The sequence below is a fragment of the Xenorhabdus anantnagensis genome, assembly GCF_028598555.1.
GTDB lineage: Bacteria > Pseudomonadota > Gammaproteobacteria > Enterobacterales > Enterobacteriaceae > Xenorhabdus > Xenorhabdus anantnagensis.
Window position 1 is genome coordinate 1 of record NZ_JAQRFN010000043.1, and the last position, 16,922, is coordinate 16,922.

13 protein-coding genes and 1 pseudogene are annotated in these 16,922 nt (G+C 42.1%); 2 read left to right on the forward strand and 12 right to left on the reverse strand.

Annotated features, from left to right (window positions below; all coding sequences use genetic code 11):
- Both PSI14_RS18685 and PSI14_RS18690 read left to right on the forward strand, forming a co-directional pair.
- Window positions 1-516: IS110 family RNA-guided transposase (locus tag PSI14_RS18685; protein WP_273577503.1), on the forward strand; the 516-nt coding region annotated here is incomplete at its 5' end.
- A 511-nt stretch (window positions 517-1,027) separates the two neighbouring features.
- A complete protein-coding gene (locus PSI14_RS18690) occupies window positions 1,028-1,642 on the forward strand; it encodes an FMN-binding negative transcriptional regulator (protein ID WP_273577504.1) in 615 nt (204 codons plus the stop codon).
- A 32-nt stretch (window positions 1,643-1,674) separates the two neighbouring features.
- Here the strand turns inward: PSI14_RS18690 and PSI14_RS18695 are convergent, their stop codons facing one another.
- The 12 genes and pseudogenes from PSI14_RS18695 to PSI14_RS18750 form a co-directional block, all read right to left on the reverse strand.
- Complete coding sequence (locus PSI14_RS18695) at window positions 1,675-2,874, reverse strand: MFS transporter (protein ID WP_273577505.1); 1,200 nt, start codon at window positions 2,872-2,874, stop codon at window positions 1,675-1,677.
- Between the two features lie 60 nt (window positions 2,875-2,934).
- Window positions 2,935-4,410: an aldehyde dehydrogenase family protein gene (locus PSI14_RS18700; RefSeq protein ID WP_273577506.1), complete on the reverse strand. Its 1,476-nt coding sequence runs from the start codon at window positions 4,408-4,410 to the stop codon at window positions 2,935-2,937.
- A gap of 12 nt (window positions 4,411-4,422) precedes the next feature.
- Complete coding sequence (locus PSI14_RS18705; protein WP_273577507.1) at window positions 4,423-5,094, reverse strand: aminotransferase class III-fold pyridoxal phosphate-dependent enzyme; 672 nt, start codon at window positions 5,092-5,094, stop codon at window positions 4,423-4,425.
- Window positions 5,095-5,125: 31 nt separating this feature from the next.
- Window positions 5,126-5,704 (reverse strand): aminotransferase class III-fold pyridoxal phosphate-dependent enzyme, encoded by a 579-nt coding sequence (locus PSI14_RS18710; RefSeq protein ID WP_273577508.1) that lies wholly within the window; start codon window positions 5,702-5,704, stop codon window positions 5,126-5,128.
- Window positions 5,705-5,712: 8 nt separating this feature from the next.
- The gene (locus PSI14_RS18715) at window positions 5,713-6,765 is read right to left on the reverse strand and encodes a thiaminase II/PqqC family protein (RefSeq protein ID WP_273577509.1); all 1,053 of its coding nucleotides are present in this window, start codon (window positions 6,763-6,765) and stop codon (window positions 5,713-5,715) included.
- 13 nt (window positions 6,766-6,778) lie between these two features.
- Entirely contained in the window at window positions 6,779-7,765 is a 987-nt protein-coding gene (locus tag PSI14_RS18720; RefSeq protein ID WP_273577510.1) for a thiaminase II/PqqC family protein, read from the reverse strand.
- A gap of 82 nt (window positions 7,766-7,847) precedes the next feature.
- Window positions 7,848-7,979, reverse strand: a complete 132-nt coding sequence (locus tag PSI14_RS18725; RefSeq protein ID WP_273577511.1) for a hypothetical protein — start codon at window positions 7,977-7,979, stop codon at window positions 7,848-7,850.
- Between the two features lie 531 nt (window positions 7,980-8,510).
- Entirely contained in the window at window positions 8,511-8,921 is a 411-nt protein-coding gene (locus PSI14_RS18730) for a hypothetical protein (RefSeq protein ID WP_273577512.1), read from the reverse strand.
- A 639-nt stretch (window positions 8,922-9,560) separates the two neighbouring features.
- A pseudogene (locus PSI14_RS18735) lies at window positions 9,561-9,725 on the reverse strand (helix-turn-helix domain-containing protein); the annotation flags it as partial.
- 243 nt (window positions 9,726-9,968) lie between these two features.
- Window positions 9,969-10,862, reverse strand: a complete 894-nt coding sequence (locus PSI14_RS18740; RefSeq protein ID WP_273577513.1) for a 2OG-Fe(II)-dependent halogenase WelO5 family protein — start codon at window positions 10,860-10,862, stop codon at window positions 9,969-9,971.
- A gap of 79 nt (window positions 10,863-10,941) precedes the next feature.
- Complete coding sequence (locus PSI14_RS18745) at window positions 10,942-11,640, reverse strand: Fe2+-dependent dioxygenase (protein ID WP_273577514.1); 699 nt, start codon at window positions 11,638-11,640, stop codon at window positions 10,942-10,944.
- Window positions 11,641-11,747: 107 nt separating this feature from the next.
- Window positions 11,748-16,751, reverse strand: a complete 5,004-nt coding sequence (locus PSI14_RS18750) for a non-ribosomal peptide synthetase (RefSeq protein WP_273577515.1) — start codon at window positions 16,749-16,751, stop codon at window positions 11,748-11,750.
- Window positions 16,752-16,922: the final 171 nt, after the last annotated feature.

Genomic DNA, 16,922 nt, shown 5'->3' on the forward strand with positions numbered 1-16,922 from the left:
GTTCTGGCAGAACACGACGTGCCCGATTATCTGAGCCGTTTGCTGATGAAATTACATGCCCACGACCTTTATCTTGTCGAGCAAATAACCACGTTGGAATTAGAATTAAAACAGTCCATCAAAGCGGACGATGCAACTCAACGCATGATGACAATACCGGGGGTGGGACCCATTACCGCCAGCCTACTTTCATCCCAGCTTGGTGACGGAAAACAATTTTCATGCAGCCGGGATTTTGCTGCTTCGATGGGGCTTGTTCCCCGACAATACAGTACAGGGGGAAAACCGACTCTGCTGGGTATCAGCAAACGCGGCAACAAAAATTTGCGCCGATTGCTGGTTCAATGCGCCCGGGCGTTTATGATGCGGCTTGAGCATCAGCATGGGAGACTGGCCGAGTGGGTTCAGGCACAACTGAGCAAGAAACATTCGAATGTGGTTGCCTGTGCACTGGCTAATAAGCTGGCACGAATAGCCTGGGCAATCACTACTCGGCAAAATGAGTATCAGGCCTAATAGAGGCTGACTGATTCAATAACTTGATGATTAAACAGTGAAATACACGTTACCTATCTGGTTTTGCGAAGACTGATTATTGATGACATGAACGGCCAATCGGCCTGATGAATAACCTAAGAAACAAAATGGCTCATTGAAGCCGGGGAGTTTTTAAGGTTCATCAGGCGCAGAACTCATCGTGGCGCGGGTATCCATACTCATAGAGACGCCGGATAGATTTAAGCAAGCCAACCATACATCAAAATGAGTGTTGCAAAAACGGGGAGGACCATAGATTTGTTTCGCCACCCGATGGGTGATCTTTGCAGGCGATAAGATCATTGATAACAGTTAAGTACTGTATCGATTGGATCGAGTGGGGTCAAATTTTTGTTTGATGACAGGCTGTGAGGGAATACGTCATTATTTTCTTGATGAAAATAACTTCACATCAGTTCATAATCCAGGCAGACATGACAAAATGACGTAATTACCATACCGCTATAACTACTTAATTGGAACAACGACAATGTATATACCAAAGAAAATGGAAATGACCGATCAAAACAGCGTGTCGACCTTTATTATCAACAACAGCTTTGGATTATTGATTTCTCCTTCACTAATAGGCACCCATCTTCCTTTTGTTTTTGCCCCTGAAGAAGGAAAGATGGGGGTGTTATATGGGCATGTAGCCAAAACTAATCAGCACTGGAAAGAATTTGATAGCCAGCGAGTATTAGTGGTCTTTACTGGACCACATGCTTATATTTCACCAACTTGGTATAAAGCACAACATGCTGTTCCCACTTGGAATTATTCAGCAGTACATTGCTATGGAATAGCCGAAATCCTGGGAAACGAAGAGACAAAATGGGTCATGGAAACCCTAGTCAATACCTTTGAACCTAACCTGATAGAAAACAAAGAACTGATGCCAGACTCTTACCTCAATCAGAAAATGAAAGCGATAGTTGGGTTCAAAATCTGGCTTGACGAAATTCAGGCTAAAGAAAAGCTCGGCCAGCATAGAAGTCAAGATGACCAACGTGGTGTTTATACGGCGTTAGAAAACAGTACACAGAGTGACAACGTAAAATTGGCTAATTATATGAAAAAGCGTCATATTGGCACTGGCGATTAAGGTGTTCACCAATAGATCTGTGTTACCGTAGACTATTTCACTCTCACCATTGGACTCAGGTAACACGCAAGCCCTGTACTAATCTGAATCACTGCACAAGCGATAAACAGCAGATCTACCCCCCCCCTCGAAATCACATACCCCGAAATAGACAAACCGAAAGGTAAGCCTAATTTAAATATTGTGCCAGTAATACCCATTACTCTTCCTAGATTCTCTTCTTTGACACTTTCTTGACGGTAAGTGTAAACAAGAAGAGCTGTGATTATTTCGAAGAAATTCGCCCAGAAGAAAGCAAAAATCAACATTACAGAATGGTGAAGAAATAGAATCAAAAGATAGCCAACTGCCTGAATGGTCATAGTAACAATTAACACTAATCCTAAACCAAATCGGTTTCGTAGACGAACTGCCAGTAACGAGCCTAGTATCGCGCCTATTCCGCCCGCAGATACCATGTAGCCAATGTTAACAGCGTTCATGGCCAGAGAAGTTTTGGCATAATAGATCGCTTGCAAAGAAAACACCATTGAGCAAGTATTTAATACCATGATAGCCAGAGCCATATGATATAATGGAATATTGGCTTGTAATATCTGCCAACCTTTAACGATAGACGTTCTTATATTTTCATTTTCGGTAGTTCTGAGTACCTCTTTTTCGTACGGCATTTTGAACAAATAACACCAAGCAATACACAGAAATAATGCTATCCATAGAAAGGTAATATGGGAGGATGAGAATAAAATAATCACACCCGACAGCAAAGGACCAAGTGCTTGGAACAGGCTATTCAGTGAACTCACACTAGAGATAGCTGCACCTTGCAACTTTTCGGGTAATACATGTTTCAGCATTCCCATTCTGGCGTTAAGGTAGCCAAAGTTAAATGCCATCATAAAGAAGGCACAAGGGAATAACACCCACAATGGGTTTGAACTTAACTCGATAGCTAACCAACTAGCCAGCAAACACACAACCTGTCCTGCAATCATCCATTGAGACCAAACTCTACGATCCACTCGATCAATCAAAACTCCAATCACTGCGGCCAGGAGAATATAAGGTAGAAACTCGGCAGCACGCATCCAGCCCATAATTTCCGATGAACGGGTGATATCGTAGATTAATAACGGTAATGCTAGCTCATAAACTTTCCCCCCTAAATGACAAAACAGTGCTCCTGAAAATAGCATTCGAAACTGCTTATGTTTCCATATGGCCTTTTCCAAAATGTTCCTCCGCTACACGGTTTCTGTTTTATATAACCACTAAAACCTGATTGTCGTATGTCATTTCAGAGCACCATATCTGGGCAGTGTATAACTATTAAGGGGCAAACATAGAGTTTGTGTTTGGGTATATTGTTCTAAGCTCCAATAACCGCCTACAGTCCCAATACCACTTTGTTTAAAACCACCAAATGGACAACGAATATCCCTGATATACGGTGTATTTATACCTATATTACCCGCCTGCATTTTACGGGCAAAAGACAATGCTTTTGAATCGCTTGTACTCCATACTGTTCCTGCAAGGCCAAATTTGGAATCATTAGCTAAAGAGAGAGCATGTTCTTCGTTTTCGGCGATAAAAATTGCTACGACTGGCCCAAAGATCTCTTGTGTAGCCAATGAACTTTGAGGATGCACCCCAGTTAGAACAGCCGGCTCAATGTAAAACCCCCGATAGCAATCCATAGGCACAATCCCACCAGCACACAAACTAGCGCCTTCTTGCTGTGCCTGAGTGATGGCCTTCAGTATGTTTTCTCGGTGACTTGCACTAATCATTGGTCCAATTTCGCTGGTTCCATCAAATGGGTCACCTACACGAATATTCTGAGTTCGCTCAATAAACTGACAGCTAAAAGTTTTGGCGATTGTTTTGTCGACGATGATGCGAGATCCCGCAGTACACACCTGCCCATTGCTGCTGAAAGCAGATACTAATGCGCCGTCTAACGCCGCATCAATATCTGCATCCGCCAACACCACCGTAGGAGATTTCCCCCCTAATTCCAACAACGAACGCCGCAATGTGCCCGACGAATATCTTAAGACATCTTTTCCAACTTGAGTGCCTCCAACAAAACATAATAAATCAATATCAGCATGTCGAATAAGTGCCTCTCCAGTCGGCTGACCTGCCCCATGTACGATATTGACTACTCCTTCAGGTAGACCGATTTCTGCAATTATTTGACCAAGTAAAGAAACCGTGATTGGTGCCAATTCTGAGGGTTTCAAAACCACAGTGTTACCAGCGATCAGCGCAGCAGCTAAGTTAATTGAAGAAACAGATAATGGGCCATTCCATGGTGTCATGATAGCAACGACACCTACAGGAACGTTATGAGTAAAATTAATGTAGGAATTCCCTATTGGAATAGCACTGCCAAAGAAGCGCTTGCCCTCTTCTGCAAAAAAACGAAAGTGTTCTACTGCACGCGGAAGATGACCATGTAAACACATTTTCGATAAGAAACCCGTATCTTCACATTCATACTGAGCAAATAGAGACAAGTTATCCTCTAACACATCTGCAATCATATGCAGGTACGATGCCCTCTCTTCTACCGTCAGTCGTGGCCATGACCCCTGCTCATAGGCTATTCTGGCCGCATACACTGCGGAATCAACATCAGTAGACGAAGACACGTTAAATTGGGCAATGCGTTCTTCCGTCGACGGATTGATTGAAAATAATCTATCCCCACTCGTTGCTTTGACATGTCTGCCATTAATAAAGTTAACAATATCTATCATGCTTCCTCCCACTCAATCCGCTAAGCCCATTGCTCTGTTTTGGTTTAATAACTTAACAAACGCCATATGGAATTTATCCACCGCATCTTCAAGAATGTCATACGTGTGGCAAGTACTGAGCCAACCATGAGACTTGTGCATGTCGATGCCATGCTGAGTAAGGAGTACTTTTAGTTCGTTATAAATAGCTGCATTTTTTTGCGTTATCCAAAACGCATCTTCAGAAGGAGAAATATCTACCCCTTCTTTTTGCGCCCCAATCAATATGTGAAAGATCGATGATTGATGAAACAGTTGTACATCAATGCCAACCTGCTTAGCTTTTTCATTTACTGTATTCACAAACATCACTGTGTTTTTATTTAGTGTCTCTTGAATAGTTCCATCAGCCACAATGGCCAAAGTGGTCAAGCCAGCACTGGCGGATAATGGATTACCGTTGAACGTACCGGTATGAAGTACCTTAGTATTATTCCCAGCTTCAAAACAGGACATAATCATCTGAGAACCGGCTATTGCGCCACCGGGTAATCCACCACATAGCACTTTAGACAATGTAGTAATATCCGGCATGATGGAAGATAACTGTTGTACGCCACCCGGTGCATAGCGAAACCCACTCATCACCTCATCAAAAATTAGTAGGGTATCGTAACGCTGGGTAATATTTCGTAACTCCAGCAAATACTGTCTATCGTATGGAAGAGTACCACTGCTACCTCCCCCCCGGCTCTAAGATAACTGCCGCAGTTTTTCCTTCCACTAAAGATGCTTCCACGGCTTCCAGATCGAACGGTGGTACTAATTGAAGGTAATTGGCAGAATCTGGATGCGAGCCAGTTGGCCACCCATCTACAACACCTGAAAGTGCTTCATCGTGCCAACCATGGAAATGCCCATCAATTCGCATGATATAAGGTTTACCGGTATAAGCTCGAGCCAAGCGCAATGCCAGTAACGTAGCTTCGGTACCAGATGCACAGAACCTGACTAGTTCAGCACTGGGCACCATTTGAATTATTTTTTCAGCCCATTCCACTAACAAGGTGTGATTACCGGAAAGATGCGTGCCACTATTTAACTGAGTAGTAATTGCTTGAATCACGGCTGGATGATTATGACCCAAAATTAACGCTCCATGTCCCATCCAAAAATCGGTGTATTGTCGACCGCGGGTATCCCACTTATAAGCACCATTAGCACGTTTAAATACTATGGGGTGTGCGGAAGCCCAACTATCATGAGTTGTTCCACCCGCAATGGCACGTTTTGCACGCAGTTCCCAATCTTGCATGATTGATGCTACTCCTTGTTATCAGACAATAGGAAGTCAATGACTTGTGGTGCACGCCTCGGTAATTGAGAATCCTCTTTCCCATAGTATTCGAATAGGTACTCGTAATAGAGAATGAAATAATTAACAAGTTGGCGAATAGTGACAAATGTACGCTTTACCTCACGATGAGAAATAATCTCATCATTTGCATAAAGGTTTTCAAAAATAGAAAATTGATGGTCTAACCGAGCATCAATCAAAGCATGTTTAAGAAAAGAACCAAACATGCCCTTGGCAAAAGGATATAACTGAATCAACTGGGAATAGTATTCGTTCAAACCAGTTGTGCTGAAACTCTTGCCGTCAGACTGCATTAATGAGAATACTGCGGTGTATACTAAAGAGCTTTCCATTGCCACTTCATTAAGATAATTGATCAGTGCCCGCGTACTTGGTAGCGGAAGGGCCTTTTTCACCAGCGTTGCTGGTAAACCATCCTGCATTAGCCCCTGTAGGAAAATTTCCCCATGATCTGCTTCCTCAGCGTAATGAGCTGCGATTTTCTGACGAATATCAATCGATTCGCGGCAATATGCAACTCCAGCAGCCATATATTCATTGGCAGCATCTACATAGTGATAAAATTCAACACCCCAACCTAAAATTTGCCTTTCAGAGCAAGTACCATTGTGCACCTTTTCCCAAAATATTTGGTTATTAATATGCTGCCGCCAAAAAACCACTTCTTGTTTCACTAATTCAACTAACTGATAACCAGTAAGAGATCCTTTATTTTCATTATTTATATCAATTAGCACAGATTCACCACACAGATAATCCAGCAGGCTGATAATATCTTCTGATGCGCAGCATGTTTTCTGTGAAATTATATCAACTGTATTAGTACCATTAAGAAGGTTGAAAATTCCTTGGATCATTTCCGCACTTTTGCCAGAGAAGGTATAATCATTACCGGGTACGCTGAGGATTGCTTCGTGACCTTTTACCATTAAAGTGGCTTGAGGAAGGCATTTAGGTAATGAATCTGGAGTTAATATTCTATCCACTTGATTTGTCATAATAACTCCTGACTTAACGATAATGGAAAGGGTTGATGATCTCATTGAAAGATATGTTTCTATAGTGGGCTTGAATATCATGCGTCCATAATTTTAACGTTTCGACCAATATCTCTGCCGACTTGATAGCATCATTGGCCCGCTCTTTTTCCAATGTTGAGATACAAATACAAACTTTCTCCAACCAATCATTATGCCCGTACTCTTCATCCAAATATGCATGTTCAATTAAAGGCTGGACTATCCCTTTATTTTCTTTATCGTAGTATTGGATAAGAGAGTTATAAAACACCATACCCTCTTTACGATCTCCACCTGTAGATTCAAGAAATGCCGAACATGTGGCATAAGAGATAATATCTCTACGACCACATTCACGCATATGATTAATAATGGCGATTGTGCTCGGTAGTGGCTGGTGATTCAGAACTTGTTTTTTGGTAAAACCTAAGCGTTTGAGTGCCTTCATAAAAAACATATGGTGGTTATATTCTTCAATGAAATGCTGAGAAAAAAGAGCTCGAATTTGTTTATTCTCGTTAGCAGCCATAGTGACTAATGAGAGACGTTTAGTCGCTCCCTCGATAAAATAGAAATTTTCTAACAGCCACCCAGCGAAAGCTGATCTAGATAATATCCCAGTAGTTAGATCATGCCAAAAGTCAAGAGTAAACACATCTCTTTTCCATTTAGGGAAAATTTCTCGGCACATTTTTGCAAAATTCTGAGGGTCGACCGTATTACTTGAAGGTATGTTTTCCATCTTTACTACATTTGCATCAATTAGATGAAACAATAAATCGCGAATTTCTTTTTCATCGTAATGATATTTTTTAGACAAGGTACCAATCGTATTATTTCCATCCATATCTAACAGCAAATTTTTAAGCTGCTGTGGTTTTTCGGTTTCAATAGTAATATCTACATCATTAGTAACTATTTTTATTGCCGTTGGTTGTTCGTGAAGTGCAGAAAAATACTTTAGGTATGGACAGTCCATGAACCTTCTCCTCAACTTTCATTTCATGCCAAAATAAAAAGGCTGCCACCAACAACAACAGCCTTTATGTTTACTTTAAGAATTATTTGACCAGAGCGCCTAGAGCACGACGTTCTTCCTGATTGGATTTTTTCTTAACATTAAGTGAAAATTTTTGTGTTTGTTTTTTGGGATCAACAGATTCAACGTTTTGATTGTTTTTAAGGTTTTGCATAATATTTTCCTATTTATATCAATTAAATCAAATTAAAATATTAAATAAATAATTAACATTTCGATTACAAAATTAGATCATCAAAACACCAGAGTCAATATCATATTGACAAAAAGTTAGGAACTGTTGATGTTTTGTGTTCATCACTTATTCTGCCCCTTGACACTTTGTTTTTTCCTTCCAATCCATTGATATCTGCTCGCACCTGTGGCCTTTGTGCCGGCATTATTCACTCTCATTCACGGCATCCTTATCTACACTGCTAACCAGCAAGCGTTTTATATTCTTGTATTGCGGCAGCTTATACCCCAAAATACTTGTCTGGCGTTCTCTCTGAAAATGTAGTAATATGTAAGCTCTTACGATTAGCCTATTATGGCGTGATGAAATCAGGCACATTATTTAACGCAAAAATACTCCTTGCAGTTTAATTACTGAAACGGCATCTAAGCTGGGCTGCTCTCACGTATGGAATAAGGTGTACTCCAAGAATTCAATTTCAAAGTGGACTCTGTTTTCTTACTATTTAATTTATAAAGGATTTTTATATTTAATTCCTGTTAATTCCGATAAATCTATATCTTTTCCTGTCGTGCGAAAGGTTTCTTTACGCCTTTGACTAAACAGGTGAAGGCAATGCTCACACATATCATTAACATTATTCGGGTTTTTAATGGCTTTTAATGTCCTGACAGAATATTTACCACACCAACACCTGACGACATAAATAGCATTACTTTTTCCGTCACTCCGTTGAGATAAAGGGCGGACACCTAATACGGTAAAAAAGCCATATTCATAACCTTGAGTCTGTATCAATATGTTTATTAAATTAGGCTCCCTTTTATTTAAACGTAAATCATACGTTTTTTTGTAAGGAATAAAATAGTCAGCGTGTTTTTTATTCTTCCTGCTCTTACCCTTTTCATTGGTATCGTTCATCACTTCTTTTAATCCATTTCAGAACATATTCAATATGTTTTAATTTAACTATGTTCATTATTAATTAAATAACGAAAAAACCAACCTTAACATTTAAGTTAAATCAGCCAAATCGATTTTCCCCATTGTAAAAAATTAAAAATCATAAAGATTCATATTCCACGAAATACGCAGGGTATATACGTGAACCTCAATTTTATAAGATTATTTAAATAAGATATCGAACCAGATGAAAAATTTCACTAACTGTTTTTATGAACTATTTATTGCCATTACAATAAGTAGCGAAGCCTCAACGGTTGCGACCCTTGAGGCTTCTATAATGATTAAATATCGTCTATTACCCTGAAAAGGATATCGATATAAACATGAAAGTATAGCGATTTATATATAAGACATATTGACTGAAATGGCATTAAATAATTTACTTTTTTGTGATATAGGTCATAAGTGCTGTGTTAGTTATGTGAATATAAGACCTGAATTCAGCAGAGCATGAATTAAAACATTAACGCGACAATATGACTTATTTTAATTATCGAAACAATTATCAATAGATTAAAAAAAGGAAAATATCACATACAAACTAAACTTAGGGGATAACGTGCTATCCCTTACGTTTTAAGCACTTCATTTGACTATTTTCCTTTGGACAACACCTTCGGCAACCAATTCCTGATAACGATAGAAAGTATCTCGTGATACCCCCATCATCTGACAGGCTTTCGAGACATTACCCAGCCCTTTAGCCAGATTCAGTAAACCGGATGTGTATTTGATAATAGAGTTGTTAATATTAAGCATGAGAGTTACCTCGTATTTTGTATAAGGATTCGATACCCATATAGCAAAGTCGGTAACTCTCAACCTTTCAAGGTTCAGTGTCAGATCTGATTGCGACTAATTACAATTTCAACAAAGCCCCCTTAATCCCCTTCACTACATGGCAAAGACTAAACGCCCCATGAAATTTATCGGGCGTTTAGTCTGAAAAGCACTAACCTATTTCAGAACTCATCAATTTAATGGCATAGCCCACAGTTCTTATTAAGTCCAATACACAATTTTATGGTCACCAATATGGCCAATAAATCTACCTGCACTAAATCTTCTTCCTTCGGAGACGCTAGTCACGCCATGCAAGTAGCTCGCATTTAAAAAATACACATCTCCCTGGTTAAGCTTGACTTCTAATGCCTCGATGTTTTCAAGCAGTTCCAGAGGATAAGGGTAGCCTTTTCCCTCTACACCAAGTCGACGTCGAGTATTTTCATTCGGTTTATAATTCCAAACCTTTAACATGCCTCCGCCTTTAGCCGCTTCCACGCAAGCATTAAACGACACAACGTCCCGGCGCGTTTTAGCAATCTCAAAATTATCTTGCATGGCGATAGACAGCTGAGCATAATCGTCGTGCGGCCAAAGAGACATCTCCCCATTATCCAACCAGCGGCGTAAAGAAATAAAAGAACTATACCCTCCCTTTAATCTGGCGGGACCAAAGTGGATTCCTTTCTGAATAAAAACCTGCTCCAAAAAGCGGGTCAAAAAAATAGACTCAACTTCCTCATCCCGCAACGAATTCACAACAGGAACAAGATTTAAGTTGTTTTCAGTTACACCTTTTACATACTCTTCGCCTTTTAACAAAAATTGCGTCGCACCAATTTGAGCGGCGTTCACATAACCATCATAAGGTCGGTTCCCGCCTTGAGTTTCGTCTAGTTTTGCATCAAATGAAGCAACTAATGATTGAGCAACATCAGGTGTAAAAGCGTTGCGTATCACATAGAGCACACTGCCATTTCGCTCCCCATTAAGAATAAGGTCGGATATAATATCCCCATCAATATCTTTTCTATCCACCTCTATATAAGAAAAGTTATCTGCTATCTTTTCGTTTTCTTCTCTCATATCGATAAAAGTGTTTTGTTTCATCATTCAAATCTCTTGATAACGTTTGTTAAATAAAAAGCATTAAGCACCAAACCCCTTCACAAGAAGCGGTCAAAAATCATTATCAAATCACGGCCAAATACCGTATTAGATTATTACGGACTGCGGAGGCTTGATCCGCGAGATCGTGAGCCCCTTGTTGCTGAAGCTCTCTCTCTAAGCAGTATTGCTGCCAATGCAGATTGCGGACCTGAGCGTTTTGGAACATTGACTGGAACCAGCATACGGCTGCAACACGTGAACCAGAAAGGACAGGTTGCACCGCATGATAAACCCCTGTCGAGTAAAAAACGGCACTCCCCGCAGGCAGTTTGATCAGTTTTAGCTCATCGGCGATCTCTAAAGCCAACTCCCCGCCTTCATAACTTTCGGGGTGGCTGAGAAAAAGTGTCATTGAGTAATCCGTGCGAAGAAAGTTTTGCCCGTAACGACCAGGGGCTTTCCCCATCTGGGTACTCCCTCCTTGAATAGGAAGATCAACATGATTGTGATAATACATTCCTTCGTCGTAACGATTCACAATAGGGTTGGTTCTTGCTCTGGGAACAACGCGCATATTCACTTCAGTCGAATTTTCTAACGCTGTGCTCACTAAATTTACAACGGACAAATAATCCTTATCCACCTTCATTTCCAAATTGTTTTTCACGCTATATCCAACATCCGCTGTCGCACGCCCATCCAAAAAACTCGCTGCGTTTAATAACCTTTGGGCTTCAAAAACCTCTTCAGGCATTAAAATATTTTCGATAATAAAAAACATGATTAAACTCCTATTCAAAAATTACCAATTCGTTATATGGATTGCGTTTGCCTAAGCTATTTAGCTCGTCTGCCTATCAAGTCATATAATGGAACTCATCAGCATGCTCACTCCTTCTTTGCTACGTTTTTCTGCCACCAGCGTGCCAATTCAGGCCCATTAATTTCAGATAACATGCTGTAATGATTGCCATTTATTCTATCCAACTGAATACCCTCAATCTCTTTCTGCCAGGCCAAACCGAGATCGACTGGCTTTTTATCTGTTTTCAAGACACGTGGTGAAGTCTCGCTGGCTAAGACGATATGCAGGTTTTGTGGGTATGCCGGTGGTGAGGTATAAGTCCAACGGCGAGCCGCGAGATAGGTATGGAAAGTGCCGGTCAAAAGGTCCACCGTACTATTCTTTGGCACTTGCCCATGTGCTTCGAGCAATTGGTGCAGGGAAGCTAATACCGTCAGAACATCACCATGTTGAATCTGCCAGAAGATGTTTTTAGGTCGAATATTCAACGTGTTGAATATTGCCTCAACAAAATCATCCATGGCCTGTTGATTCGTGAGTTTCCAGGCATCATCCAGTAAGCGAGGTGTTTGGCTGTCAATCAAGGTAATGGAGGCGACTTTACGCCCCTGAAGGTTTAATTGGTGAGCCATTTCCAACGCCACTAAACCACCATGAGAATGCCCCACTAAATGAATGGGTCCACTCTCCGTAATACGCGCGATTGCCTTCAGGTTGTCAGCCGCGGCAGTTTGAAATGATGAATGAGGTGGCATAGAGAGCTCAATGCCGCGAGGTTGCAGGCCATACACGGAACGGCCAGGCTCCAGTGCGCTAATAAAGTGCCTCAAGCTGGTGATACTGTTCCCTGCGCCCGGCAGACAGATTAAAGGCACCACACTGTCAGAATAAGTGACAAAAGGAATCAAAGAATCGAATTCGGTTTTGCTTTTTCCCTGTAAGCCGCTATCACCAAGAGTTTGCGAAATCATGTCACCCAGTACCTGCCGATTTTCCTGATTAGTGACTATCGACTGATGATCGCCCGGCACTTTATGGATATGAATACGACCGCGAGAAAAAGCCTGCTCCCATCCTAAGTATTTTCCAATTCGCTTTTTCCACGACTTATCAGAAAATATTGATTTGGATTTGCAGTCTATTTTTACCAGTCTCTCGGTAATATCTTCGCTCGCATTAAATTGATAAACATCTATATCCAGTGGTTCGGCGTAGTAATCATCGACCATACAAGCATAATTGACCTGCTGGTGTAAGATTTTTCGATGTCTCTCAAGGTCAACCTCTTCGGGAATCAATTTCCATTGTTTCCCTAACCGCATCAATTCTTCTACTGATAGTTTTTCTTCAAGTGAACGTAATTCATCATAGCGCTCAATATCTAACTCTATACGTTCGGCCTGGGACTCTATTTGGCTAAATAAATAACGTTTTTCGTTCAATCCATAGTCATGTGCTTTAACCCAGAGCGCATCAATAAGCCCGATGTACCCCACTTTTTCATTCTGTCCTATCAGCTGTTTCGCCAACGCGTGAATGACAACAGAACCTGAGCAATAACCAATAAAATGATAAGGGCCTTCTGGCTGGATTTGCTTAACCATCTTTAGGAAACGGTGGCTCATCGCTTCCAGAGTCGGCTCCTGCTCAGCATGCTCAGGTAGCCAGGGCAATCCATATATCGGATAGTCAGGATCGATAGTCGCAGCTAACTCATAAAAATATTCAATATTCCCGGTGCCAGCGGGGAAGAAGAATATCGGCGGCTTATAGCCGGTTTTCCGTGCTGGTAATGCCTCATCAACAGAGAATGCGCTTGCTAGATCATCCTGAGCCATCTTATGCAGTATCGGGCTACGGATAATCTTTAACACCGATAAATCGATACCCGCTTGCCTCGCCTCATAACTCAACTGTATTACCAGCAATGAGTTACCGCCCAGCGCATAAAAGTTGTCATAACGGCTGATTTTTTCTATTCCTAACAACTTCTGCCAGAGTTTCATCAGCGTGATTTCCGCGAACCCTTTAGGCGCCTCGTAAATTTCACGGGTATAGTCTCCCTGACTTGGCAACGGTAACGCTTTGCGATCGAGTTTGCCGTTACTGTTTGTTGGTAAAACATCCAGCTGTACAAAGGCGGTAGGTATCATATAAGCGGGTAATCTTTCGGAAAGATAGTCGCGCAAGAGCTGACTTGAAATCCTTTCTTCTTGTTCACTGGTCGTAAAATAGGCCAATAAATGTTTCTCTTTCCCTTTTGGTACCGCCGCAATAATGACGCATCGTGAAACCTGAGGATATTGCCGTAGTTGACTCTCAATTTCCCCCAGTTCTATGCGGAACCCGCGGATTTTCACTTGGTTATCATTTCTGCCGCAATAGACTATCTCGCCATTATTCAAGTGATAACCAAGATCGCCGGTGCGATAAATCTGCTTATCCGCCTGAGATTTGATAAAAGGATCGGGCAAAAATGCTATTTGATTTAAGTCTTCGCGCTTAAAATATCCTCGTGCGACAACTTCTCCACCGATATATATTTCGCCAATCACACCACGTGGTACAGGCTGCCGATGCTGATCAAGCACGTACAGTTGGCTATTGACCAGCGGGTTGCCTAAGCTGACCAGTCCTTCGATAGCCTCTGAGTGATATAACCAGCTACTCGCCAATACAGTACATTCCGTCGGCCCGTACTCATTGATAACCCGATTATGTTCTGCCAATTGCCGTATCAGATATGCTGGAGCCTCTTCACCCACCAAGGAAATAGTGACGCCCTTAATAACCTGAATAAACCTTGAGTTTTTGATGATAGCCAGCACGACAGAGGGCACTAAAAATAGATGCGTTATTTTATTTTCCAGAAGAAAGTCGACAAAGATATCGCTGAAAACACGTTGTTCTGGCGTCAGTAGATAAAGCGCAGCCCCCTGCGTCAGCCCGAGCGTTAACTCAACAATGCTCGCATCAAAACTAAAAGAGGCGAATTGCAAAATTCGGTGCTCAACGTTTGCACCATACCGCAGCTCATGTTGCATGAAGAAGTTGGTTAAACTGCGATGCTCAATCATTACCCCTTTAGGTTTGCCAGTCGAACCGGAGGTGTAGATGATATAGGCTAAATTCTCTGGATGCAGCGTATCTAGCTGTGGATTATCTCGGTTCTCACTCCCGAATGCCCAGTTCGTTAAATCCAGTGTCCACACCTTGTTTTCCGCCAGCAGCTCAACATTAAGTGCCTGTTTACCTGCGGCATCTGCCAACACGAGATAGGGTTCAACATTTTCCAGAATGCTTTTTAAACGCTCAGAGGGATAAGACACATCCATGGGGACATAAACCCCTCCTGCTTTTAATATTCCCAAAAGCCCAACGACAACCGCCGCATTATGCTCAATACAGAGCGCGACTCGCGCTTCAGGGCCGACACCTTGGCGTATCAGCGCATGGGCTAGCTGATTTGCAGCGCCATTTAGCTCGCGATAACTGAAGCGAAGATTGCCATACACTAGGGCTAAAGCGTCTGGGTATGTCGCCGCAATTTCCTCAAAGCGCTGAGATAAGAAGCAATTTCGATCAAAGGGTTGAGAGGTCTCATTGATCTCATATAACAGCCAATTGCGTTCTTTTTCTGATATCAGTGTAATTTCAGAAAGTAATTGTTCCGGGCGCGAAATAATGCCGCGTAGTAGCTCAATAAAATACGATTGATAGCGTTCAATCGTCGCTTCATCAAATAGGGAGAGGGCATAGCTTATCACCCCCGTTATCCCGGAACTGCTATCGGTACAATGCAGCTCGATGTCCGCTTTCAGATAGCTTTTACTTACCGATAAGTTTTCAATGGTTAACCCAGGGAGTGCCAGTTTGCTATCACCATCACTATTTGTTCGTAAGCTAAAAATAGTCTGATAGAGTGGGAGGTGACCCAGACTACGCTCCACCCCGATGGCCTCAACCACTTTTTCAAATGGCAAGTCCTGATGATCGTAAGCATGTAGAATATTGTCTCGAGCTTCTTTCAGCAGACTTTGCGCCGTTATCCCCGTAGGTGCATCGATACGAATCGCCAACATATTCATAAACAAGCCGATCAGTGGCTCAAGTTCTGGCCGTACTCGCCCTGCGGTTGGAGTACCAATAACCACGCTCGACTGGCCGGATAGTCTCGACAAAAGTGCGCCCCATGCGGCAATGAACAGCATGAACAACGTGCACCCTTGTTGCTGGCAATATGCCCGTAGTCCTGCTGCCAGCTCGCTATCCAGGGTAAAGCTGACATAACCGGCATGAAAGTCCTGCAATTTTGGTCTAGGGCGATCCCAAGGCAATGACAACAAAACCGGAATATCGTCTAAGTAGTCCGCCCAGAATTTTTGCTGTTTCACCACGAGATCCCCTTGCAGCATCTCGTTTTGCCACTGCGCAAAATCGGCGTATTGCACTGCTAAATCAGGGGGTGTTTCACCACTATTTGCCAAATAACCTTGATACAGCGCATTTAATTCTTGTGTAAAAATACTCAGTGACCAACCATCACAAATAATGTGGTGCACCGTGAGTAAGAAGACGTGCTGATACTTGTCCATGCGGATAAGGTGGCAGCGAATTAATGGCCCCTGGTCAAGGTGAAAAGCTTGCAGCTCATTATCAGCAATAATCTCAGACAGCGCTTGCTGTGCATCCGTCCGTTCACTCAGATCGAAAAACTGCATGGGCATAGAGGTTCCCACATCCAATGCCTGAGCCTGCAATTGACCTTTGCGCTGAATAAACACGGTGCGTAGGCTTTCATGTCGTGCCAGGATCTGATCTAAAGAACGTTGCCAGACCTTACTATTCAGGTCACCGTTAATACGCGAAGCCAGAATAATATTAGAACCGCTGCCAATATCAGGTGCTTGATCAACAAACCATTGGCTTTTTTGTGCAAACGAAACGGGGAGTTCACCTGTTCTGTCAACTTTAGTCAGCCGATCTTTTTTATTGATGTTCTGTTTGAGGCCTTTGCTTTTTGCTCGCGCTCGTAGCTGCTCAAGCTCTTCAATGCTCAGCTTATCAATAATATCTAGATTACTCATTATTCTCACCTATCGTCGATACAAGCTCATTCAACTCATCTGAATCGAATTCATTCGTCAGCACCGTAAGTAGCACCTGACGGGAAAAATCGGTTAGCGTGCTATGCCTGAATAAGCGGGACAGCTCGATGTGTACAGCAAAGTGCTGTTGCACGAGATTGATCAGGCGTA